This is a genomic window from Superficieibacter sp. HKU1, assembly GCF_029319185.1.
Lineage (GTDB): Bacteria > Pseudomonadota > Gammaproteobacteria > Enterobacterales > Enterobacteriaceae > Superficieibacter.
The window spans coordinates 3,997,589-4,017,665 of record NZ_CP119754.1 but is presented as its reverse complement, the minus strand read 5'-3'; the positions used below and the strand labels follow the sequence as shown (position 1 = coordinate 4,017,665).

20 protein-coding genes are annotated in these 20,077 nt (G+C 55.1%); 4 read left to right on the top strand and 16 right to left on the bottom strand.

Annotated features, from left to right (window positions below):
- The 12 genes from hybE to P0H77_RS19020 form a co-directional block, all read right to left on the bottom strand.
- Positions 1 to 492, bottom strand: a complete 492-nt coding sequence (hybE, locus tag P0H77_RS19075; RefSeq protein ID WP_276158779.1) for a hydrogenase-2 assembly chaperone — start codon at positions 490 to 492, stop codon at positions 1 to 3.
- Positions 482 to 976 (bottom strand): HyaD/HybD family hydrogenase maturation endopeptidase, encoded by a 495-nt coding sequence (locus tag P0H77_RS19070; RefSeq protein ID WP_276158778.1) that lies wholly within the window; start codon positions 974 to 976, stop codon positions 482 to 484. Before P0H77_RS19070 ends, hybE begins: the two co-directional genes overlap by 11 nt.
- Positions 976 to 2,676, bottom strand: a complete 1,701-nt coding sequence (hybC, locus tag P0H77_RS19065) for a hydrogenase 2 large subunit (protein WP_276158777.1) — start codon at positions 2,674 to 2,676, stop codon at positions 976 to 978. Before hybC ends, P0H77_RS19070 begins: the two co-directional genes overlap by 1 nt.
- Positions 2,673 to 3,842: a Ni/Fe-hydrogenase cytochrome b subunit gene (hybB, locus tag P0H77_RS19060; RefSeq protein WP_276158776.1), complete on the bottom strand. Its 1,170-nt coding sequence runs from the start codon at positions 3,840 to 3,842 to the stop codon at positions 2,673 to 2,675. The genes hybC and hybB overlap by 4 nt, the downstream gene beginning before the upstream one ends.
- Positions 3,835 to 4,845, bottom strand: a complete 1,011-nt coding sequence (hybA, locus tag P0H77_RS19055) for a hydrogenase 2 operon protein HybA (protein ID WP_276158775.1) — start codon at positions 4,843 to 4,845, stop codon at positions 3,835 to 3,837. Before hybA ends, hybB begins: the two co-directional genes overlap by 8 nt.
- Positions 4,842 to 5,972: a hydrogenase 2 small subunit gene (gene hybO / locus P0H77_RS19050; protein ID WP_276158774.1), complete on the bottom strand. Its 1,131-nt coding sequence runs from the start codon at positions 5,970 to 5,972 to the stop codon at positions 4,842 to 4,844. The genes hybA and hybO overlap by 4 nt, the downstream gene beginning before the upstream one ends.
- Before the next feature lie 99 nt (positions 5,973 to 6,071).
- Positions 6,072 to 6,413, bottom strand: a complete 342-nt coding sequence (gene hypA, locus P0H77_RS19045) for a hydrogenase maturation nickel metallochaperone HypA (RefSeq protein ID WP_276158773.1) — start codon at positions 6,411 to 6,413, stop codon at positions 6,072 to 6,074.
- 76 nt (positions 6,414 to 6,489) lie between these two features.
- The gene (locus P0H77_RS19040) at positions 6,490 to 7,257 is read right to left on the bottom strand and encodes a DmsC/YnfH family molybdoenzyme membrane anchor subunit (RefSeq protein ID WP_276158772.1); all 768 of its coding nucleotides are present in this window, start codon (positions 7,255 to 7,257) and stop codon (positions 6,490 to 6,492) included.
- Positions 7,257 to 7,814, bottom strand: coding sequence for a 4Fe-4S dicluster domain-containing protein (locus P0H77_RS19035; protein ID WP_276158771.1), 558 nt, complete (start codon positions 7,812 to 7,814; stop codon positions 7,257 to 7,259). Before P0H77_RS19035 ends, P0H77_RS19040 begins: the two co-directional genes overlap by 1 nt.
- Positions 7,811 to 10,090 (bottom strand): molybdopterin-dependent oxidoreductase, encoded by a 2,280-nt coding sequence (locus tag P0H77_RS19030; RefSeq protein ID WP_276158770.1) that lies wholly within the window; start codon positions 10,088 to 10,090, stop codon positions 7,811 to 7,813. Before P0H77_RS19030 ends, P0H77_RS19035 begins: the two co-directional genes overlap by 4 nt.
- Positions 10,087 to 10,680 carry a molecular chaperone TorD family protein gene (locus tag P0H77_RS19025; RefSeq protein WP_276158769.1) on the bottom strand — a complete coding sequence of 198 codons (594 nt, stop codon included), beginning with the start codon at positions 10,678 to 10,680 and terminating at the stop codon, positions 10,087 to 10,089. Before P0H77_RS19025 ends, P0H77_RS19030 begins: the two co-directional genes overlap by 4 nt.
- Before the next feature lie 224 nt (positions 10,681 to 10,904).
- On the bottom strand, positions 10,905 to 11,744 hold the full coding sequence (locus tag P0H77_RS19020) for an AraC family transcriptional regulator (protein ID WP_276158768.1): 840 nt from the start codon (positions 11,742 to 11,744) through the stop codon (positions 10,905 to 10,907).
- Positions 11,745 to 11,907: 163 nt separating this feature from the next.
- Here P0H77_RS19020 and P0H77_RS19015 point away from each other — a divergent pair, with 163 nt between their 5' ends.
- From P0H77_RS19015 to P0H77_RS19005, 3 genes are all read left to right on the top strand, one after another.
- A complete protein-coding gene (locus tag P0H77_RS19015; RefSeq protein WP_276165180.1) occupies positions 11,908 to 13,734 on the top strand; it encodes a DUF2264 domain-containing protein in 1,827 nt (608 codons plus the stop codon).
- 64 nt (positions 13,735 to 13,798) lie between these two features.
- Entirely contained in the window at positions 13,799 to 15,061 is a 1,263-nt protein-coding gene (locus P0H77_RS19010; RefSeq protein WP_276158767.1) for an oligosaccharide MFS transporter, read from the top strand.
- 11 nt (positions 15,062 to 15,072) lie between these two features.
- Entirely contained in the window at positions 15,073 to 16,263 is a 1,191-nt protein-coding gene (locus P0H77_RS19005) for a glycoside hydrolase family 88 protein (RefSeq protein ID WP_276158766.1), read from the top strand.
- A 108-nt stretch (positions 16,264 to 16,371) separates the two neighbouring features.
- Here the strand turns inward: P0H77_RS19005 and P0H77_RS19000 are convergent, their stop codons facing one another.
- The 4 genes from P0H77_RS19000 to qseB form a co-directional block, all read right to left on the bottom strand.
- Complete coding sequence (locus tag P0H77_RS19000; protein WP_176918446.1) at positions 16,372 to 16,686, bottom strand: putative quinol monooxygenase; 315 nt, start codon at positions 16,684 to 16,686, stop codon at positions 16,372 to 16,374.
- A 36-nt stretch (positions 16,687 to 16,722) separates the two neighbouring features.
- On the bottom strand, positions 16,723 to 17,304 hold the full coding sequence (locus tag P0H77_RS18995; protein WP_276158765.1) for an NAD(P)H-dependent oxidoreductase: 582 nt from the start codon (positions 17,302 to 17,304) through the stop codon (positions 16,723 to 16,725).
- A gap of 106 nt (positions 17,305 to 17,410) precedes the next feature.
- Positions 17,411 to 18,760, bottom strand: a complete 1,350-nt coding sequence (gene qseC, locus P0H77_RS18990; protein ID WP_276158764.1) for a quorum sensing histidine kinase QseC — start codon at positions 18,758 to 18,760, stop codon at positions 17,411 to 17,413.
- Positions 18,757 to 19,416, bottom strand: coding sequence for a quorum sensing response regulator transcription factor QseB (gene qseB, locus P0H77_RS18985; protein WP_276158763.1), 660 nt, complete (start codon positions 19,414 to 19,416; stop codon positions 18,757 to 18,759). Before qseB ends, qseC begins: the two co-directional genes overlap by 4 nt.
- A 146-nt stretch (positions 19,417 to 19,562) precedes the next feature.
- Between qseB and P0H77_RS18980 the strand changes: the two genes are divergently transcribed.
- Positions 19,563 to 19,961, top strand: coding sequence for a YgiW/YdeI family stress tolerance OB fold protein (locus P0H77_RS18980; protein WP_176918450.1), 399 nt, complete (start codon positions 19,563 to 19,565; stop codon positions 19,959 to 19,961).
- Positions 19,962 to 20,077: the final 116 nt, after the last annotated feature.

Sequence of the window (20,077 nt, the reverse complement as noted above, 5' to 3'; positions counted from 1 at the left end):
TTAACTCCTGTTGGTGGAAAGCGTGCCGCGCAACAGCGCGCGGCGGCCGGTGTCAATCCCGCTTTCATGGCGTACCGGCAGCGACAGCGCCAGCCTGACGCTGTTTTCCGCCAGCGCGATGGCTTGCTCAGCGTCCAGCGCCAGATCGACGGGTGACATCAGCGAACACGACAGGTAGTAAAGTTCTGGCGCGATCTCTCCGGGGCGAAACACGATGTTGCCCTGTGGAAATGTGAGCGCCAGACGTTCATCGGCACGCCGGTAGTCCCAGCGCTGCCCCGGTCCGGGCAGTACCAGCAGTGCCAGCATCCACGGCGTCAGCAGGGCACCAAACCATTGCCCTTCAAACAGATGAAAGGCGCAGGCTTTGACCGGCAGATGTGCCCGGTAAAAGGGCAGGCCGACCATGCTGCTTTCCGCGACCTGCTGAAAAACGCGCTCAATCAGGGCTGAAGGATCGGTGGTATAACCCTCAATACGTTTACCTGACACGATCGTTCTCCAGAGCCGTCGCGTGGATCCCGTGGTTATCCAGAATATGGATAACTTTCGCCATTGCGGCCTCCATCGCACAGGCCACGACCGGACTGAGGCACATACCGGGAGCCAGGGACGCAGGCTCAATGCCCAGCAGGATCAGCTTGCGCGGGAACTCGTCCGTCATGTGCAGGGCCATCAGCACATCAGCCAGACCGAGCTGATGCGGGGAGAGCCGTTCGGTGAAATACGCAGGAACGTCGTTATCCTCAAGGATAAACAGGCTTCCGGGAGCACTTTCGCTCTGTACGGCATCGACCACGACAAGCAGGTCGCGGTTAGCCATTACCTCCATCAGCTCCATTCCTGAGGTGCCCCCATCCTGGAGCACCACCTCGTCGGGAAAACGGAAGCGCTGCTCCAGCGCTTCGATGGTTCGCACGCCGACACCTTCATCACTGAGAAGAAGGTTACCGACGCCAAGCAGCAGGGTATTCATTACAGAATTTTCACCTTACTCAGCGTCTTGCCGCGTAAATCAACCATATGAACCGCGCAGGACATGCACGGGTCAAATGAGTGAACGGTACGCACCACTTCCAGCGGTTTTTGCGCGTCGGTGACCGGCGTACCAATCAGCGCGCGCTCGTACGGCCCCGGTTCGTCGTTGAAGTTGCGCGGCCCGGCGTTCCAGGTCGACGGTACTACCGCCTGATAGTTGGCAATTTTGCCGTCCTTAATGACGATCCAGTGCGACAACATGCCACGAGACGCTTCTTCAAAACCGACGCCGCGGATCTCGCCATCCGGGAATACCGGCTTGATAAAGGTTTCCGTGTCGCCTTTGGCGATGTTATCCACCAGCAGCTGATATTGTGCCTGAAGTTCATCACACAGGACTGAAGTCCGTACCGCGCGGCCCAGAATGCGGCCCCACGTCGACTGCAACGCATCGTGCGTTAATGCGTTGCCCGTCAGCGCCTGGTACTGCGCGGCGATGCTGTCATAGTGCGCGACGGTTCCGGCATGTTTCGAGGCCAGGCCGCACAGCAGCCAGGCCAGCGGGCCGACTTCCACCGTTTTGCCGTAGAAGGTTGGCGCTTTCACCCATGAATATTTACCTTCTTCCTGCCAGCCGGTGAAATCAGGAATGGTGGTGCCCTGCCACGGTTTCTGCGGATCATTGTCTTTATACCAGGCGTGCTTTCCGCTCTCTTCAATGCCATTGATCAGGAATGGATCGACATGTGAGGCGATTGGCTGGAAAGTGGCGAAATCCACGCCTTTCATATAACCGCCGGGAATGCGGAAAACGTCACCTTTACGGCTGACCGGCATATCCGGTACGGCCAGGTAATAGTCTGCCGCCTTGCCCAGTTTCATCCAGTCAGGGTAGCTGGCGGCGAAAATTGCCGCGTCCACTTTATAGACCTGCTCAATAAAATCGCTGAGTTTGTCGATAAACGACTTCACGTACATCAGGCGTTCAAGGTTGAGGACGCCGGGGGCATCGGTATTAATCGGGTTTGCCACGCCGCCGACGGCGAGGTTCTGAATATGCGGCGTTTTGCCGCCGAGGATCGCCACAATGCGGTTAGCATCGCGCTGGCACTCCAGCGCCTGTAAATAGTGGGCTACCGCAATCAGGTTCACTTCCGGCGACAGTTTCATTTCCGGGTGGCCCTGATAGCCGTTAGCGAAAATCCCCAGTTGTCCGCTGTCCACCAGCGCCTGAATTTTCTGCTGTACACGGGTAAATTCGGCGGCGCTGTTCAGCGGCCAACTGGAGACGCTTTTCAGTATCGCTTCCGCTTTGGCCGGATTGGCCTTCAGGGCCGCGGTGATATCCACCCAGTCGAGGGCGGAAAGCTGGTAAAAGTGCACGATATGATCGTGGATCTGATGTGCGGAGAGGATCAGGTTACGGATATACTGCGCGTTCAGCGGGATCTCCATCTGGAGCGCATTCTCCACCGCGCGCACCGAGGCGATGGCGTGAATAGTGGTGCAGACGCCGCAAATGCGCTGGACGATAATCCACGCGTCGCGCGGATCCTGGCCTTTGACGATCTCTTCCATCCCGCGCCACATGGTGCCGGACGACCAGGCTTTCACCACTTTGCCACCTTCAATTTCACAGTCGATCCGCAGATGACCTTCAATACGCGTTACAGGATCAATGGTGATACGTTGACTCATGGTTTTACCTCAACAGTAGCTGCTTTGGCCGGTAAAATCGGCAGCAGACGAATAAGCAGGATGTAAGCGACGACTTCAATCGCCACAAAGCCGATGGAGATCAGCAGTTCACTGGCGGTCGGAAAATAGTGGTAGCCATTGCCCGGATCAAACGCGACGAGGGAATAATCGATACGCCACATCGCCGCGCCGAGCAGCACGGAGAGCGCGCACAGAAACAGCGCTCGCGGGCTGCGGCGGAGTGGGCCGCAATGCAGGATGGTCAGCGGAATAATGAACAGCGCCAGCTCAATGATAAACAGCCAGGAATAGCCGTTCCCCGCCAGCACTAACCCGACCTTACCGCGCCAGAGTATCTCGCCCACGCGCAGCAGGATGAAAATCCACAGTAGCGCTTTAATCACCTGGCTGAGCTTGCTGAATAGCGGCGTTTCATCGGTGGTAAACGTCGCGCTGGCTTTCAGTATCGAACCTTCAAAAATGACGATTGAAAAGCCCATCAGAAAAGCGGTCAGCAGAGAAAACAGCGGCAGAAACTCATAGCTTTGCCAGAGTGGATAAACCTTATATCCGGCAATCATCATCAGCGAGCCCATCGACGACTGGTGCATACACGGCAGCAGCGCGCCGATACTGATGAAAATAAACATCGCGCGGTTCAGGGCGCGCAAAGGAACGTGCCAGCCCAGACGTTCCAGCAGCGCGGGCAGGAGTTCCAGCGACATAATGCCGATATAGACCGTCATACAGGCGGCGGTTTCAAACAGCACCGAGTTGGTATTGAAGTAGCCGGGCATCAGGAAGTGCGGCACGTTCCAGTAACGTCCCAAATCGATAGTAATCGACAGCCCGCCAAGACCGTAGCCGAACAGGCTGGCGAGCAGGGCCGGGCGCACCAGATCGTGATAATCGCCGCGGTTAAACACATACACCGCCCACGCCATTGCCCAGCCGCCGCAGGCGAAGCCGGTGCCCACCAGCAAATCAAAGGAGATCCACACGCCCCAGGGATAGCCGCCGTTCAACGCCGTGACATCGCCCATCCCCATCACCAGACGTTTAATAATCAGCAGGCCGCAGATCGCCGCAAACGGCGCGAACAGGTAAACGGCGCGGGTAAACAGCTTCCCGCCCAGCGGACGAAGCACATGGCTATGATCACTCATGGGAGTTCTCCTCTTCAGACTGAGCGGCGTCGTGATGTTTGTTGTTGCGGTGGACCAGCCAGGTGATCCCCGCCAGCGCCGCTGCCGGAAGCATCATGCCTTTATACAAGGTATGCTGGACGTGCTCGGCGCGAGAGCCGGTAGATTGTGGTCCCAGCGCGGGCAGACCAAACGCCTGAAAAGGGATCGCCGAGAGGATCAGCACCTGGGTGCCGCCGCCTTCGATTTCGCCATACACCGAGGATTGATACTGCGCAACGGTCTGTGAATACGTGTCCTTGCTGCCGACCTGCTGACGCGGATAGTCATAGCGTGAGCCGGGTTTCAACGCCAGACGCGCCTTCGCCTCTTTCAGTAGCGCGTCCCGGCGGCCAAAAATTACCGCCCCGGTAGGGCAGACCTCGGTGCAGCCGGGTAACTGGCCTTTATCCAGCCGTTCCACGCCTTTCTGGTTACACAGCTCACATTTATGGATTGCGCCGAACGGGTCGCTGTAATCATATTTCGGTACGTTATACGGGCAGGCGACCATGCAGTAGCGGCAGCCGGTGCAGGCGTCGGGGTTATACTCAACGATGCCGGTAGTCGCGTTTTTTTGCAGCGCCGAGACCGGACAGGCGGAGACGCAGTTCGGATCGACGCAGTGCATGCACTGTTTTTTGATAAAGGCGTAGCCGTCCTGAAGCTGGTTTTTGTGCTCGCCGTTACCGCTACGCCAGATCTGGATAATGTTATTGGTGCGGGCGCTGAGCTTGTCGTTAACCGATGAGGTGTCGTTATTCGCGCTATTGTCATCGGGATGATAGTCCGCGAGGCCGGGGGTGTTGATTTGCTGACATTTTGTCACGCAGGACTGGCAGCCTACGCAGAGGGTGGAATCGAACAGCATGCCCACCGCATCTGGGGCCGTCTGACGCGATGTTTCTGCGGCGCTCACCGTCGGGGCGATCCCGGCCAGCAGCAGCCCGCCGGAGGCGACTTTAAAGAAATGACGTCTGTTCAAGACTGGTCCTCCGTGTCTGCGTCTTTCTTATCCGCCGTCCGGGAGTGTCCGAGTTGCTTCACCGCCATCACGCTGACGCCGCCCACTACGCCGACGACCGCCCCCAGCAGGCCGGAAGCGCTCAGGGAAATGGCACCGCCTTCCGTGCGCTGGACATCCGGCACTTGCGCACGCGGCGTCGGCTGGCTGACGTTAGCCAGTTGCGCAATACCTTTGGTAAAACCAATATTTTTCTCATTACAGCCGTAGCAGGGGTGTCCGATACCCACCGGCCAGATGCCGCCGCCGACGTCGCAGAATTCCAGCGTGGAACAGTTGCCCCAGGTCTCCGGCCCCTTACAGCCGAGGTGATACAGGCACCAGCCCTGACGGTGGCCCTCATCGCCAAACGCTCTGGCAAAGCGACCGGCGTCAAAATGCGGACGGCGTTCGCAGTTTTCATGGATCAGACGGCCATAGGCGAAAGTGGGGCGACGTTTATCGTCCAGTTTCGGCGCACGGTTAAAGGCGATCAGGTGTGCAACGGTGGCAAGGAAGTTGTGCGGGTTTGGCGGACAGCCGGGAATGTTGATCACCGGGATATCCGGGATGACGTCCTGAAGTGACACCGCGCCAGTGGGATTGCAGCCGGAGGCCGGCACGCCGCCCCACGCGGCGCAGGAGCCGATGGCGATGACGTGACTGGCGTTGGCGGCAACCTCGCGGATATGTTCAGCGATCGGCTTCCCGGCGACCATGCAGTAGATCCCGCCATCTTTCAGCGGGATTGAGCCGTCGACCACCAGCACATACTGGCCTTTATAGCGTTCGATGGCGTTATGTTTATTCTCTTCCGCCTGCTGGCCAAAGGCGGCAGAGAGCACTTCGTGGTACTCCAGCGAGATCACGTCGAGCACCAGGTTTTCCACGGTCGGGTGCGTCGCCCGCAGCAACGATTCAGTGCAGCCGGTACACTCCTGCGCGCCAATCCAGATCACCGGCGGTCGGGAAGGGGACGTCAGCGCCCCGGCAATCTGCGCGGAAGCTTTACCACTTAACCCCAGCGACGCCGCCAGCGCGGTGCAGAGCGTAATAAAACCACGACGGCTTACGCCCTCGTTAAAGAACGTATTCTCTCGTTCACTCATGATTTATTTCTCAGAATACCCGTTATGGAAATTATTTTTTATTAATGCGAGAAATGGATCTGCTGATTAATAAGGCGATAATTCCGTCTTGTTATAAAATTATTCAACTTCCAGTTCGCGGATGTGTAGCGCATCAGCCCGTTCATGCTGAATTTGCGCAGAGTGGCACACCGGACAATTCGCTACGTGCTGGCGAGTTTCAAATGCCTGACAGCAACCATGGCACCAGCCGCGAGCCGCAACGGTGACGAGATGAAACAGTGCGCCTTCAGCCAGCGTATTGCGTGTGGCACTGAGCAGGCCAAAGCGTAACGACGTTTCTTCTACGCAGCTCAATGCGCCAATATCGATCCAGACTTGTTTTACCCGGTTAAATTGTCGGCTCCGGGCCTGTTCTTCGAGTATCTGAACAATATTGAGCGCCAGCGTCAGCTCATGCATTTAGCATCATCCGCAGAAAGTGAATAAGAAAGTACACATTCTCTGCAAGGCGCAGAGAATGTGCTGTTGTACTGAATTAATACAGATGACCGATATTCACGATGGAACTCAGGGTATCGCCAAAGAAAGTCAACCGGCTGAGGAGCACGGCGACCAGCATCAATAGCAGCGTGCTTTTTGGCATCGCCACCGCTTTGCGCGTCGTGATAAACGCGGCGATAAAGCACACCAGGCTTGCGAGGTACAGCGGTGAGGTCAGCCAGCTGTCGGCAGTCATTTTCATGATGGTGCCGCCGCTGGTCCAGACTAACGGAGCGGCAATCATCGCGATAATGAACATCAGAATACCCTGGCGCAGCGATGGCACCAGCGCCTTCAGGCGCAGCAGCGGAATGGCGGCGCTACCCATCACCCAGACGGTGAGGAAAAAGAACAGCATGGTCATACCGTTAGCGATGGCCATCATCGCCGGAGCGGCGTAGGTCATCCCCTGTATCGCCACTAATGCGATGCCCAGTAGCGAGGCGATCAGCGCGGGGACTTTATGTCCCTTCGCCAGGAACGTCACACCGATGGCAGCACCGTACAGCGTCGCACCGAGGATTTCGCGGCTCAGCCAGGCGTGTTGCAGGTTACGCAGCGCGTTGTACGCAAACAGGGGATGGGCGAGGTGCAGCACTGCCGCAATAGAGGCCACGCCCAGCACCAGCCCGGTGAGCAGCCAGTGAAGGCGATTTCCCTCAATGTCACCTTTGACGGTCCGCCAGGTCAGGATCAGGGCCATACCGACTGAGGTCTGGCTCAACACGGTAAAGATCACCAGCGGTAATTCGTACTTTTCCATTATTTGTCTCCCGGCTGTTTTGGCTCGTGCGCCAGAATGAAACGCGTGCCTGGATTGAGTTTCGGCATCTGCGGGTATCCCGGCGGATATTGCACGACGTTAGTCGGCAGATCGTTGCTTTCCAGATCGATGATGGTCAGCGCGCCAACCGGGCAGGCATCGACGCAGGCCGGGTTCATGCCGATGTCCTGACGTTCGTAGCACATGCTGCATTTTTCACTTTTCTTCAGCTCTTCGTTGAAGTGTGGCGCACCGTAGGGGCAGCTGCGAATGCAGTTTTTACAGCCGATGCACAGCTCCTGCTGATGCACCACAATGCCGTCTTCGCGGCGATGGTAGGCACCGACCGGGCAGGCTTCGACACAGGCCGGATTTTCGCAGTGGTTGCAGGCAAGCGAGTAAAACGCGCGCTCTTCATGTGGAAAGATCGCTTTATCCAGCGGATAGACGTAGCGCCAGAAACGCTCTGGCTCCAGATGGTTAAAGCTTTTGCACGCCATCGCGCAGCCACGGCAGCCGATGCATTTATCACTGTTAACTAAAAATGCGCGTCTCATGCGGCAGATTCTCCCTTACGGATCAAAACGATATCAGCAAACTGGCTGTGAATGGCCGCGCCGGGCGCCCCGGTTTTCATCAGGCCCATATCGGCAGGCGTATCCGCCACCACGTTCTGCACGTTATATTTGCGTTTCGGGAACCAGGATTCGTACATCACCAGGAAATCTTCCGGTACGTTGGTCGTAACTTTAACGCGCAGTTCTACGTCGCCGGTGTCATTAAAGACTTTGACCAGGTCGCCTTCGGCAATCGCTTTTTTCTTTGCGGAGGCCGGGTGCATATAGACGAACGGTTCCGGATAGAACACCTGCATCCAGTCGAGGTTAATAAACTGCGAGTGCAGCCCGAACTGGACGTGTGGTGTGAACAGGTGGAAAGGCAGGCTGCTTTGCGCTTCGGGTTTGTATTCCGGTAGCGCGGTATGACCATTTTTCTCGCACAGCTCGGATTTAAACTCGTATTTACCCGACGGAGTTTTGAATTTGCGATCGTACCAGGCCGCTGTGCTGGGCATAATGGCCTTTTTCGGGCCGTCCAGCAGATCGTCCCATGACGAAATGCCGAACATTTTCGCCATCCCATCGTTGAACTCCTGATCCAGCCAGCGTTTGTGATCGAATTCCTGTGGGAAAGTACAGGAACCCGGTTCCAGCGCATTGATGCTGCGCGAAAGCAGGGTAGCGATTTCCAGGTCGCATTTTGCTTCGTACATGGGTTTAATGGCCGGCTGGTTGATTGACAGCCAGTAATGCCAGTAAGACGCGTCGACGTTCCACTCTTCAAAGGCGGTCGTTACCGGCAACACGATATCTGCGTGCTGGACCGTTTCGTTGAAGAATTGTTCAGCACAGACCACCATTTCCAGTTTGGCAAAGGCCTCTTCCATTTTGCTGCGGTCAAAATCCTGCGAAAAAGGATTCTTACAGGCCACCCACAGCATGCGGATCGGCGGATCGTTGGCATCCAGAATGCTTTGCGCTGTCTGGTTGATGTTTAGCGAACGGTCGGAATACTGCGCCGTACCGCCTTCAGCACCGCCGCCAAACTCACTGGTTGCGCCTGTGGCACCGACAAAACCGACTGAACCCACCGGCGGCTTCTGCATCATGGCGTTATAGTTAAAGCCCCAGGTATGCAGATGACCGTAGCGGGCACCGCCACCTTCAACGCCAATATTGCCCGTCATGGCGACAAAGGCATCAATAGCGCGGACGTTAGCGCCGCCGTTAACGTGACGCTGCATACCGTAACCAATCCAGACGGTAGCCGGATTTACGGCGGTGAACTCTTCCGCCAGTGTACGAATGACATCGGCATCCAGACCGCAGATCTCTGACGCCCACTCAACGGTAATGTGATTAAGCAGGTACTGTTCGAATTCAGGATAGCCGTGGGAATAATTCGTCACGAAGTCTTTGTCGACCAGACCCTTATCAACCAGGTGTCGTGCCATCCCCAGCGCCAGCGCGCCGTCAGACCCCGGGCGGACGCGCAGATAAAGATCGGCCTTCGCGGCGGTCTGCGAGAGCAGCGGATCGATAACCACGATTTTCGCGCCTTTCTCGCGCGCCTGGTAGATGTACTTCATGGAGTGCATAGAACACCAGGCCGGGTTACCGCCCCATATGATGATGTACTTTGCTTTCACCATATCTTCCGGATCGTTACACCACATGTCGCCCATGTCGTAGTTCTGTGCGTCGATACCCGCAGGCCAGCACGGCGTTCCGGCAAATCGGGTGGTGTAGCCGAGAGAAGACATCATCCCTTCTACGGCATAGTTCAGCACGCCAAATTTGCCGGAGTATTTGGTCATGGCCAGGCCGAGCAGGGAACCGTCTTTCTTTTTAATTTCAAGTATCTTACGGGCGATGCGATTCATCGCTTCTTCCCACGAAATACGCCGCCAGTTACCGCTGCCGCGCACGTCCTGAATCATCGGATATTTAATGCGATCGGGGCTGTATACGCGACGCGGGTAGGTCAGCCCCTTCACGCATGGCATCCCGTGGGTGTAGGTAGACTCTTTTGCGCCTTCTACGTAAGTGATAACGCCGTCTTTGACCCAGGTTTTCAGGCTACAGGTGTCGTAACAGTTAAGCGGGCAGGCGTTACGGTAGATTTTGTAGGTGTCAGGATTAAAGGGGATAGGGGGTTGCGCTAAAGCACAACGTGAAGTTAATAATCCGCCGGGTAAGGCGGAAGCGGCACTTAACGTGGCGAGTCCTTTTAAAAAGGAACGTCGATTCAGACGCCCGGAATCATTATTCATAGTAATACTCTCGATTTTAATTCACCAAACCAATTAGTCAGCAGCATTGCAGCAGCCTTAATAGACGGTGTTGCTGCATTGTTTATTATTTTTTCGACAAACAGCGGTAGCCATAAGGCCATATGCTCCGAAACAAACCAGCAGAGCGCCTCGTGGTGGGCTGGGGTTGTGCTATTTTTTGCCAGCAGCAGGCAGACTTCTATTTCGTAAGAAATATGGTCGTCAGGTATTTGATTCTCATTTGCATTAATAACCCCGAGCGCCTGATAAAGTTCTTTAACCTGCTGTGTACTTTTTCCCATTAATACGGTTTCGGCATCCAGATAGACGGATGAGTACGGGGCAGCCTGCACAGACTGCGGGCCGATAAACAGGCGATTGAAGTCGTACTCTGTTTCTCGCCAGTCTTCCGCGGGAAGCGTAATCTGTTGTTCCTGTGAGAAAAATGGGCTCATGGCCGTTACACACTGACTTAACGCGGCAGCATCTTTAGCATAAAAGAAATCGCGTAATAATAGGCCAGTCAGTTCCCATGATGATGACATCGGCGTGCCACGGTAAAACAACGTGTCAGGAAACTCTGCATTCATATTGTTATTACAGGTCTTAAGTGTTGTCAGTAAGGGGGGCCGATAATACACAATGTGACAGCGGTTTTTTTTGACGAAAATAAATAACCATTAAGGGTGAGTGGTTTATTTTGTATGAAAGTGTGTCGTTAATAAGAGATATAAATATTTTATTTGAATATATTTAACAATATATATTCACCGTATTTATTTATTGTTTGCTCTTTAGTCGGCGCGGGTACGTTTTACCGGTGATTTTTACGGTACTGCAACGGCGTCTCGCCAATGCCCTTTTTGAACGAGGTAATAAACCAGGTTACGTCAGAAAATCCGACCTGGCTGGCGATATCGCTGATGCTTAACGTGCTGTGTAACAGAAGCTCACAGGCTTTGCGCAGGCGGATGGTATTCAGATAATCATGAATATTCTCTCCCGTTTCCAGATGAAAACGGCGGGAAACATAGCTGCGTGATTTTTGCAGATCCTGGGCCAGCTGCGTCAAACTGAACTTGCAAGGGTAGTTTTCCTCCAGCCAGAACATCACTTCGCTGGCGATCCCGCGATGGCTTTCCGGCATTTTCTCCCGATCCGCGGGCAGCATGCTGAACAACATAATCAACAGGCAGGCAATATTTTCTGTGGTGAGGACGGGGATCTGTGCATAGCGACTGAAAAGGGCATCAAGGTGCGGATGCATCTCGCTGAGATCGGCAACGAACGCAGTGCCGCCTCGCCGGGTAAGCGCCAGCAGCCAGCTTTGGTTCTGCGGAAAATCGCGCAGTGTTTTGGCGACCGCATGGTGATCGACATGAATGATCGTGCGGCGATAGCTATCCTGTGCTTTTGCATCCACCATCACTTTGTGAATCGTGAACGGCGGAAAGAAAAACATCCTGCCCGGACGCATGGTGTACTGACGATGATTGACGATCACCACTCCATAGCCTTCCTCCACGTACAGGACCTCCAGACACTGATGCCAGTGATGGTAGCGAACTGTATTAGCGAAAAGCCGACTAAACGAGGCGATAGTATCGTTTAGCGCAATCAGTTCCAGACGTTCTGCATTCAGGTTCTCAGCCATGGGCAACCAAATTAAATTTTCAGGTGGAGTATTCGATAAATAAACCACTATTTTAAATTTTCTCAATAGGGGGTTCAGTTAAATAACCCAGTTGTGACGCGGGTAACATTTCTGCACGTCAGCGATTCTCTATGCTTTAGCCACTTTCGGGGAGGACGGAATGATGGCTACGACACGACAAGAAAAATCAATACCATTGTCTTTACGCGACGACGTGATCGCCGCGTTGGTTTCCATGCTGGAGGCGCTGGATAAGCAATTTCCTGCCGACAGCGCGCAATTCCCGCTGGGCAATACCTGTGCGCATTACGATGTGAAGATCGCCAATATGGAGGGACTGTCACGCGCGTTATGGGGGCTTTTCCCGCTGCTGGCAGGCGGCGTCGAAACGGCGTTGAGCCAGAAATACATCGACGCGATCCGGCTGGGCACCGATCCGGAAAATGCAGGCTACTGGGGCGAAACCGGGCCTTACGACCAGCGGCTGGTAGAAATGGCGGCTTATGGGCTGGGGCTGGCTCTGCTACAGGATAAGCTCACCGACGCCTTTAGCGAGGGCGAACTGCGCAATCTGCACCGCTGGCTGGATCAAATCAGCGATGCTGAAATGCCGGACAGCAACTGGAACTACTTTGCCATTATGGTTCAGCTGGGCTTTAAGCGCGCCGGATTGCCGTGGGACCAACAGGCGATTGAGCGTCGCTTTAACCAGATGGAAGCCTACTATCTTGGCGATGGCTGGTATTCAGACGGTCCTGAACGACCGAAAGATTATTACATTTCAATGGCGTTTCATTTCTACGGCCTGATTTACGCCACCCTGAATGCGCAGGACGATCCTGAACGCGCCGCCGTATTGCGCGAACGCTCATGCCGATTTGCACAGGATTTTATCTATATGTCAGCCGCCGATGGCGCGTCCGTGCCCTTTGGCCGCAGCCTGACCTACCGATTTGCGATGGTCGCCTTCTGGAGCGCGGCGGCATTTGCCGGGCTGGAGGTGTTCACGCCGGGCGAAATCAAAGGCGTGATCCTGCGTCATTTGCGCTGGTGGCTGGAAAAACCGATTTTTGACCGCGACGGTATTCTGACGCTTGGCTTCGCTTACCCCAACCTGGCGATGTGCGAAGACTATAACTCGCCCGGCTCGCCGTACTGGGCGCTGAAGGTTTTCCTTATTCTTGCGTTGCCTGCGGAGCATCCGTTCTGGCAGGCGGAAGAAAAAGCGCTGCCGCAGCTGGCTGAGACCCGCGCTATTGCGCATGCCCAGCAAATCCTGATGCATAGTGAGGCATCGCAGCATGTGGTTATGCTGACGTCCGGACAGCTGGAGCTGAACAACTACGTCAATACCGAAGCGAAATACACCAAATTTGCCTACTCCAGCCGATTTGGTTTCACCATTGAGCGCGGACGCTACGGGATTAAACATGCGGCCTGCGACAATATGCTGCTGCTCAGTGAAAACGATGATTACTTCCGCGGCCGTCGTCATTGCGAGGCGGTGCAGGTGCATGAGGACGTTATCTTCTCGCGCTGGTCTGCGTGGAGCGATGTTCATATCGACAGCTGGCTTATCCCCTGCGGTGACTGGCACCTGCGCGTGCATCGTATCGACAGCGCCCGTCGGTTAACCAGCGTGGAAGGCGGTTTTGCGGTAATGAAATCGGCGCCCCAGCTCACGGATGACGGCTGTCTGATTCAGGCGGCGAACGGTGCCAGCGCCATCCGCTGCCTGGCGGCGCAAGGAAAACGCCAGGCGGATTGCATTATTACTCCCCCGAACAGCAGCGTGATGTTCGCTGAATGCGCCGCTATTCCGGTACTGCGCGGCGATATCCCGGTGGGTGAAAGCTGGCTGTTTAGCGCGGTGGCGGCCAGCGGCGACAGCCGTAAAACCTTTGCGCAGGTGCCGGGCCTGGCGATCGACAACCGGCAGATGATCGTCACCGATCCGGCGAGCGGGAAGCGGGTGGTCATACCGCTGTGAGGCGGTGGTGTCCTGCCCGGTAAAAAACTAACACACTGACTTTATTCTTTTCGTCGAGGAATGTATGGAAAATACGCCAACGAAAAACAGGGCTGAATATTACAAAATCAGCTCCTTTATCTTTCTCTATTTTTTTACGTGGTCTGCAAGTATCGGTCTGCTGGCGATCTGGCTGGGACAAAAGGCCAATTTAAGCGGCACTGAAATCGGTACGGTATTTGCCGTTAACGGTATCTTCTCGGTGATCCTCAAGCCCATTTACGGCTATATTCTCGATAAAATCGGCATGAGTAAATATTTGCTCTATTTTGTCGTCATTATATCGGCATTAATGGCCCCGTTCTTTATTTATGTTTACCAGCCGCTATTAATTTCAAATACGCTGGTGGGTATTATTGTGGGGGCGATTTACCTGAGTTTTGCCTGGTATGCTGGCGTTGCCGCCTGCGAATCCTACTCTGACCGCTTCAGCCGCCTGAATGGTATGGAATTCGGTCAGATTCGCATGTGGGGATCGCTCGGCTGGGCGGTGGCATCCTCGTTCTCCGGCCTGCTGTTTAACCTCTCTCCGGCGTATAACTTTATCCTCGGCAGCGTGGCGTCAATCGTTATGCTGATCGTTTTAATCAGCCTGAAGGTCAACGTAAATTCGGCGCAGGCGGGTGAGGTACTGGCGAAACAAAAAATCGTTCCGGCTGACGTCGGGCAACTGCTGAAAAGCCGCAAATTCTGGGCTTTCTGCCTGTATGTCGCAGGCGTCGCGTGGATGATGTTTATTGCTGAGCAGCAATTCTCGCGCTATTTCGTCACCTTTTTCGATGACGTTCATCAGGGCAACGCCATTTTCGGCTACCTCGGTACAGTCCAGTCCGGCATGGAGTTCATCATGTATATGGTGGTTCCGTTCTTCGTCAACGCGATCGGCGCGAAGCGTGGCCTGCTGCTGGTGGGGGCGCTGGTCGGCGCGCGTCTGATTATTTCCGGGCTGTGTGATTCTCACCTGCTGATTTCCATCCTCAAACCGCTTTACGGTCTGGAAATTTGCCTGCTGCTGGTCTCGGTATTTAAATATATCGCGGAGCATTTTGATAAACGCGTTAACGCGACCATGTATTTACTTGGCTATCAGGCCATGCTGTATGTCGGTAATGTCGTGGTCTCTTCTCCGGCTGGCATATTGTATGACCGCATTGGCTTCGAGCATACCTATATTATTATGGGAGCTACGGCGCTGTTCTTTACGTTTATTTCTGCTTTCACGCTTTCCGCCTGTCAGGCGCGCGGGCGAGCAAAATATGCTGTCGCTGAAAATAGCACTGTTAAATAAGGAACCGAAATATGTTAAATCACATCGTCGAGGAAAGATTACGTGAATGTCCGGATGCGCCATTACCTCCGCAGGCGCTGAAAGATCAATTAACCTCAGCACGTCATCACACCCTTGAATTGATTCGCCGTCATTTAACGGAGTTCGGTGAAAAATTCCCGGCGGAAGCCTGCGTTAATGGAAAATATCCGCTAACGGATAACGTGGAGTGGACCACAAGCTTCTGGACCGGGCAGCTCTGGCTGGCGTGGGAGATGAGTGGTGATGACGCTTTCCGCCAGCTGGCGGAAAAACACGTGCGCTCTTTTGGCGTGCGCATTGCCAGCCGTCACGATACCAACACTCATGACCTGGGCTTTTTATATACGCTCTCCTGTATGGCCGCATGGCGATTAACCGGCAACCGGGAGGCGCGCGGCTTTGCGTTGCAGGCGGCGGAGGCGTTGCTGGAGCGCTTTCATGCGAGGGCGCATATCATCCAGGCGTGGGGCGATCTTAAGGATCCTGAGCAGGCCGGACGGATGATCATCGACTGCAACATGAACCTGCCGCTGCTCTACTGGGCGACGGAGCAAACCGGTGATCCGCGCTATGCGCAGGCAGCGCAGGCACACGTGATGCAGGCGGCCAACTACCTGATCCGCCCGGATGCTTCTACTTTTCATACCTACTATATGGACGTGGTGACCGGCGAGCCGCGTTACGGTAATACGCAGCAGGGGTATGCCGACGACTCCTGCTGGTCACGCGGCCAGGCGTGGGGGATTTACGGCTTCCTGCTGAGTTATCTCTATACCGGCGATAACACCATGGTGGCGCTGTCGAAGCGGCTGGCGAACTATTTCCTCAACCGCCTGCCGGAAGACGGCGTGTGTCACTGGGATCTGGCGCTGGTCGGCACCGATGCGCTGCGCGACTCTTCCTCGGCGGCGATCGCGGTGTGCGGGCTGCTGGAGCTGGTGAAACAGCTACCGGTGACCGATCCGGATCGCGAAACGTACCAGCGGTGGGCGCTGAAAATTTTCTCGTCGCTGACGGAAAACTACCTCACCGGGCTGAACGAGCCGGGGAATGGTCTGCTGAAGCACTCGGTTTATCATCTTGCCAGCGATAAAGGCGTGGATGAGTGCTGTAGCTGGGGGGATTATTTTTACGTGGAGGCGCTGGTCAGGATCACGCAAAGCTGGAAGCTGTACTGGTGAGGTCACGCCCGGTGGCGCTTCGCTTACCGGGCCTACGGTATAGAGCATGGCAGCCATTGTAGGCCGGGCAAACGCAGTGCCGCCCGGCAAACGGGGCAGAGCGCCAGATTAAACCCCTTGCTCCAGAATACGGATATGGGTCTCCAGGACGCTGCCTTTCACCGCTTCACCGTGCGCTTTCATATGCGGCGTTTGCAGGTGTGCTTCAAGGTGCGCCACGCTTTCCCACTGCTCCAGCATGATGATGGAATCCGGGGCGGTGGTCTGGAAACTGACGCCTGCCGCGTGATCCACCAGCGGCGTATAGCCGTGGCAGCCCTCTTCCTGAAGAACGAGAGGAATAGTTTTGGCAAACTGGTCCAGCACTGCCTGACGATGATGCTGGCCTGGACGGGTACGAATTTCAGCAATGACTGTCAACATGATTTACTCAACTCCTTGTGCAATTAATCCCCACATTTAACCAAAAATCGCCGCCAGATGCTTGCGATATTCTGCGATATCGCGCGGCACATCAGGAAGTTTGATCACGTCGTTAGCAATAAAGGTTGGCAGCGGTTCAAGGGCCAGAAATTGATTGGCTTTGTGGAACGGCAGATAGACGCCGTCCACGCCGACGCCGTGGAAAAACTGCTCTTTATCGGTAAAGGCGTCCATCGGCGCGTTCCAGGTCAGGGAAAGCATGTATTTTTTACCGTGCAGAAGCCCGCCGGAGCCGTATTTTTTACTGGCGTCGGAACGGGTGCGTCCATCGCTGGCGTACAGCGAGCCGTGTCCTTCGGTAAACACATCATCGATGTACTTTTTCACGGTCCACGGTGCGCCCATCCACCAGCCCGGCATTTGCCAGATGATCGTGTCGGCCCACAGGAAGTTCTGCACTTCCTCTTTCACGTCGTAGTCGCTCTCCGCACGCACCACGCGGACCTGATGGCCGACGTCGCGCAGGTAGCTTTGCGCGACATCCGTCATCGTATCGTTAAGCTCGCCGTTGGAGTGAGCGAACTTTTTCGCTCCGTTAATAATCAGAATGTTGCTCATTATGTGTTCCTAATGAATTGCATTTGCCTGGTATAGTACGCCAGCACGTAACCCGGTGAAATTAGCAAAATGTGCAAAGACTTTTGCTTATAACGCAATAATAAGCTCACCAGCGAACCTGTACCTCAAACCCGCCGCCGGGCGCGTGGTTGAAAGAGACCGACATCTGATGCAGCGCCGCGATACGCTGAACAATCGACAGCCCCAGCCCGCTGCCCGGCGCATCCTGACCGGGCGGACGATAAAAACGTTCTCCAAGGCGCGCAAGCGTGGGGTTATCAACGCCGGGGCCATTATCGCGCACCATAAAGCACTGGCTATCCAGCGTAATGGTGACCCGGCTACCCGGCGGGCTATAGCGCACGGCATTATCAAGCAGGTTGCGGACCAGCAGGCTTAACAACAGCGGCTGCCCGGTATGCGTGACGTTTTCGGCGTTAAGCTGCAGACCGACTTCTACGCCTGCCTGATGCGCGCAATGATAAATATCCATCACCGCCGATTGCAGCAGATCCGCCAGCGGAACAGGCTGCACGTCGTCCAGTTTGTCCAGTGAATCCAGTCGTGAGAGGGTAAGCAGCTGATCGACCAGTCGGGTTGCGCGGTCGATCCCCGCATGCAGCTGGGCCAGCGCTTTTTCCCGCGCCTGCGGATCGTCCATTGAAAGCTGGGCCACCTCCGTCTGGACCTTCAGCGCGGTTAACGGACTGCGCAGTTCGTGTGCCGCATCCGACGTGAACTGGCGCTCGCGGGTCATCATTTCGTGCGTGCGATAAAACAGATGATTCAGCGCATCCACCAGCGGGCGAACTTCGCTGGGAACGCCTTTGGTGCTCAGGACGTCCGCCGTTTCCGGTACGCGACGGCGCAGGGTATAGGTTAATTTCCGCAGGGGAGCCAGTTCGCGGTTTAGGAGAACGATTAACAGCAATAACATCAGCGGCAGGGCAATCAGCCACGGGGTCAGCTGCGAGGTAATAATCTTCAGCGCCATCTCCTCGCGATATTCCCATTCCTGGCCTACCACAATGCGATAGCGGTTATCCGGCGTCGTCAGCCACAGGAAACGCCATTTGTCATCGTCGGTATTAAGATAGCCATCCTCAAAGCCATCCTGATGATAGTTAAATGGAATATCGCGGCCATTTTCCCCATCATGCAGTACCATTACGCCTTCAGGCGTATAGATAGTGAAGGCCATCACGTCATCATCATAATGACCGTTTTTGACTCTTCTGGAGGGGATTAGCGGCGGTTGCGGCGAGCGGATCTCGTTAAAATCCATCGCGCTGATGCGCCGGGCAAACTGTAACTGCTGGGTATCAAACAGGGTATTAAGCTGCTTAGTGGTTTGATGCCAGGCGACCAGACTGGCACAAAACCAGGCGGTTAGCGCCAGCAGTAAAAAAAGCAGGGTTAGCCTGAGACCGAGGCTCAGGCGTTGGGTAAACATCATGCGTCACCTAACGTATAGCCAATGCCGTGAACGGTACGAATAAACTCGCTGCCGAGCTTACGCCGCAGGTGATGGACATGCACCTCAACGGCATTGCTCGACACTTCATCATCCCAGGAGTACAGCTTCTCCTCAATCAGCTTGCGCGGCAGCACGCGTCCGACATTGCGCATTAACAGTTCAAGCAGCGCAAACTCTTTGGGCTTCAGGGATAACGGTTCCCCGGCCAGTGTCGCCACCAGACGGCCAGGATCGAGCGTCACCTGACCGTGGCTCAGTTCGCTGCGCGATTTACCGTGGGCGCGGCGGATCAGCGCTTCCAGGCGGGCAGCCACTTCAATTAAGGCGAAAGGCTTACACAGATAATCGTCCGCGCCAAGTCGCAGCCCCTCGACGCGTTGCGTAAGGGCATCGCGGGCAGTGAGGATCAGGACCGGTACGTCGTGCTGTTTCTCACGCCATTCACGCAGAATATCCAGCCCGTCCATACCGGGCAGCGTAAGATCGAGGATAACCGCATCGTAGGGCGCGCTATACAGCGCCGCTCGTCCCTCTTCACCCCGGGTAAACCAGTCGAGGTTAAATCCCATTTTTGCCAGCCCGGCTTTTAAGCCATCGCCGATCAGCTTGTCATCTTCTATCAACAAAATACGCATCTGACTCTCCGTGTTGACCCGTCTGTAACCCCAGTAGACCTTCTCCTGTCGGAGGTTGTACAGGAAATTATATTTCGTCTGCTTAAGAAGTTGTTAAGCATTACACTGTTTAATGAAGATGAAATAAACTGAAGGGAGAGGATCACATGAAAAAATTTGCTGCAATGGCTGCTGTCCTGGCACTCTGTACTGCTCCGGCGTTTGCTGCCGACCAGGGCGGATTTAACGGGCCGAATGCGACGCAGAACGCCGCGCAAAACGGTGGATTCAAGGGTCCGAACAGTAGCGCAATTACCGTCGAAAACGCTAAAAAGCTTAACGACGACGCACCGGTCACCCTGCGCGGTACCCTGGTGGAGCGCGTGGGCGACGAGCTGTACCTGTTTAAAGATGCTTCCGGAACGATTAACGTCGATATCGATGACAAGCGCTGGAACGGCGTCACTATTACCCCGCAGGATACCGTTGAAATTCAGGGGGAAGTGGACAAAGGCCGCAACTCCATTGAGATTGACGTGAAACACATTAACAAAGTCGCTAAATAATTCCCCTTCGGGCCGGTTCTCCGGCCCTTTTTCTTTGTGACTCAACGCGGCAGATAGGGTAGTATCTGCGGCAATATTGCCCATCAATAGCCGGGTGTAAGTTGAGGAATCACAAT

Coding starts and splice junctions, on each gene's coding strand:
- P0H77_RS18980 (WP_176918450.1), top strand. CDS start 19,563: ATGAAAAAATTTGCTGCAATGGCTGCTGTCCTGGCACTCTGTACTGCT.
- P0H77_RS19010 (WP_276158767.1), top strand. CDS start 13,799: ATGGAAAATACGCCAACGAAAAACAGGGCTGAATATTACAAAATCAGC.
- P0H77_RS19025 (WP_276158769.1), bottom strand. CDS start 10,680: ATGAATGCAGAGTTTCCTGACACGTTGTTTTACCGTGGCACGCCGATG.
- P0H77_RS19000 (WP_176918446.1), bottom strand. CDS start 16,686: ATGTTGACAGTCATTGCTGAAATTCGTACCCGTCCAGGCCAGCATCAT.
- P0H77_RS19005 (WP_276158766.1), top strand. CDS start 15,073: ATGTTAAATCACATCGTCGAGGAAAGATTACGTGAATGTCCGGATGCG.
- P0H77_RS18995 (WP_276158765.1), bottom strand. CDS start 17,304: ATGAGCAACATTCTGATTATTAACGGAGCGAAAAAGTTCGCTCACTCC.
- qseC (WP_276158764.1), bottom strand. CDS start 18,760: ATGATGTTTACCCAACGCCTGAGCCTCGGTCTCAGGCTAACCCTGCTT.
- hybB (WP_276158776.1), bottom strand. CDS start 3,842: ATGAGTGATCATAGCCATGTGCTTCGTCCGCTGGGCGGGAAGCTGTTT.
- P0H77_RS19035 (WP_276158771.1), bottom strand. CDS start 7,814: ATGAGACGCGCATTTTTAGTTAACAGTGATAAATGCATCGGCTGCCGT.
- P0H77_RS19030 (WP_276158770.1), bottom strand. CDS start 10,090: ATGAATAATGATTCCGGGCGTCTGAATCGACGTTCCTTTTTAAAAGGA.
- P0H77_RS19015 (WP_276165180.1), top strand. CDS start 11,908: ATGGCTACGACACGACAAGAAAAATCAATACCATTGTCTTTACGCGAC.
- hypA (WP_276158773.1), bottom strand. CDS start 6,413: ATGCATGAGCTGACGCTGGCGCTCAATATTGTTCAGATACTCGAAGAA.
- P0H77_RS19020 (WP_276158768.1), bottom strand. CDS start 11,744: ATGGCTGAGAACCTGAATGCAGAACGTCTGGAACTGATTGCGCTAAAC.
- hybC (WP_276158777.1), bottom strand. CDS start 2,676: ATGAGTCAACGTATCACCATTGATCCTGTAACGCGTATTGAAGGTCAT.
- hybO (WP_276158774.1), bottom strand. CDS start 5,972: ATGAGTGAACGAGAGAATACGTTCTTTAACGAGGGCGTAAGCCGTCGT.
- P0H77_RS19040 (WP_276158772.1), bottom strand. CDS start 7,257: ATGGAAAAGTACGAATTACCGCTGGTGATCTTTACCGTGTTGAGCCAG.
- P0H77_RS19070 (WP_276158778.1), bottom strand. CDS start 976: ATGAATACCCTGCTGCTTGGCGTCGGTAACCTTCTTCTCAGTGATGAA.
- qseB (WP_276158763.1), bottom strand. CDS start 19,416: ATGCGTATTTTGTTGATAGAAGATGACAAGCTGATCGGCGATGGCTTA.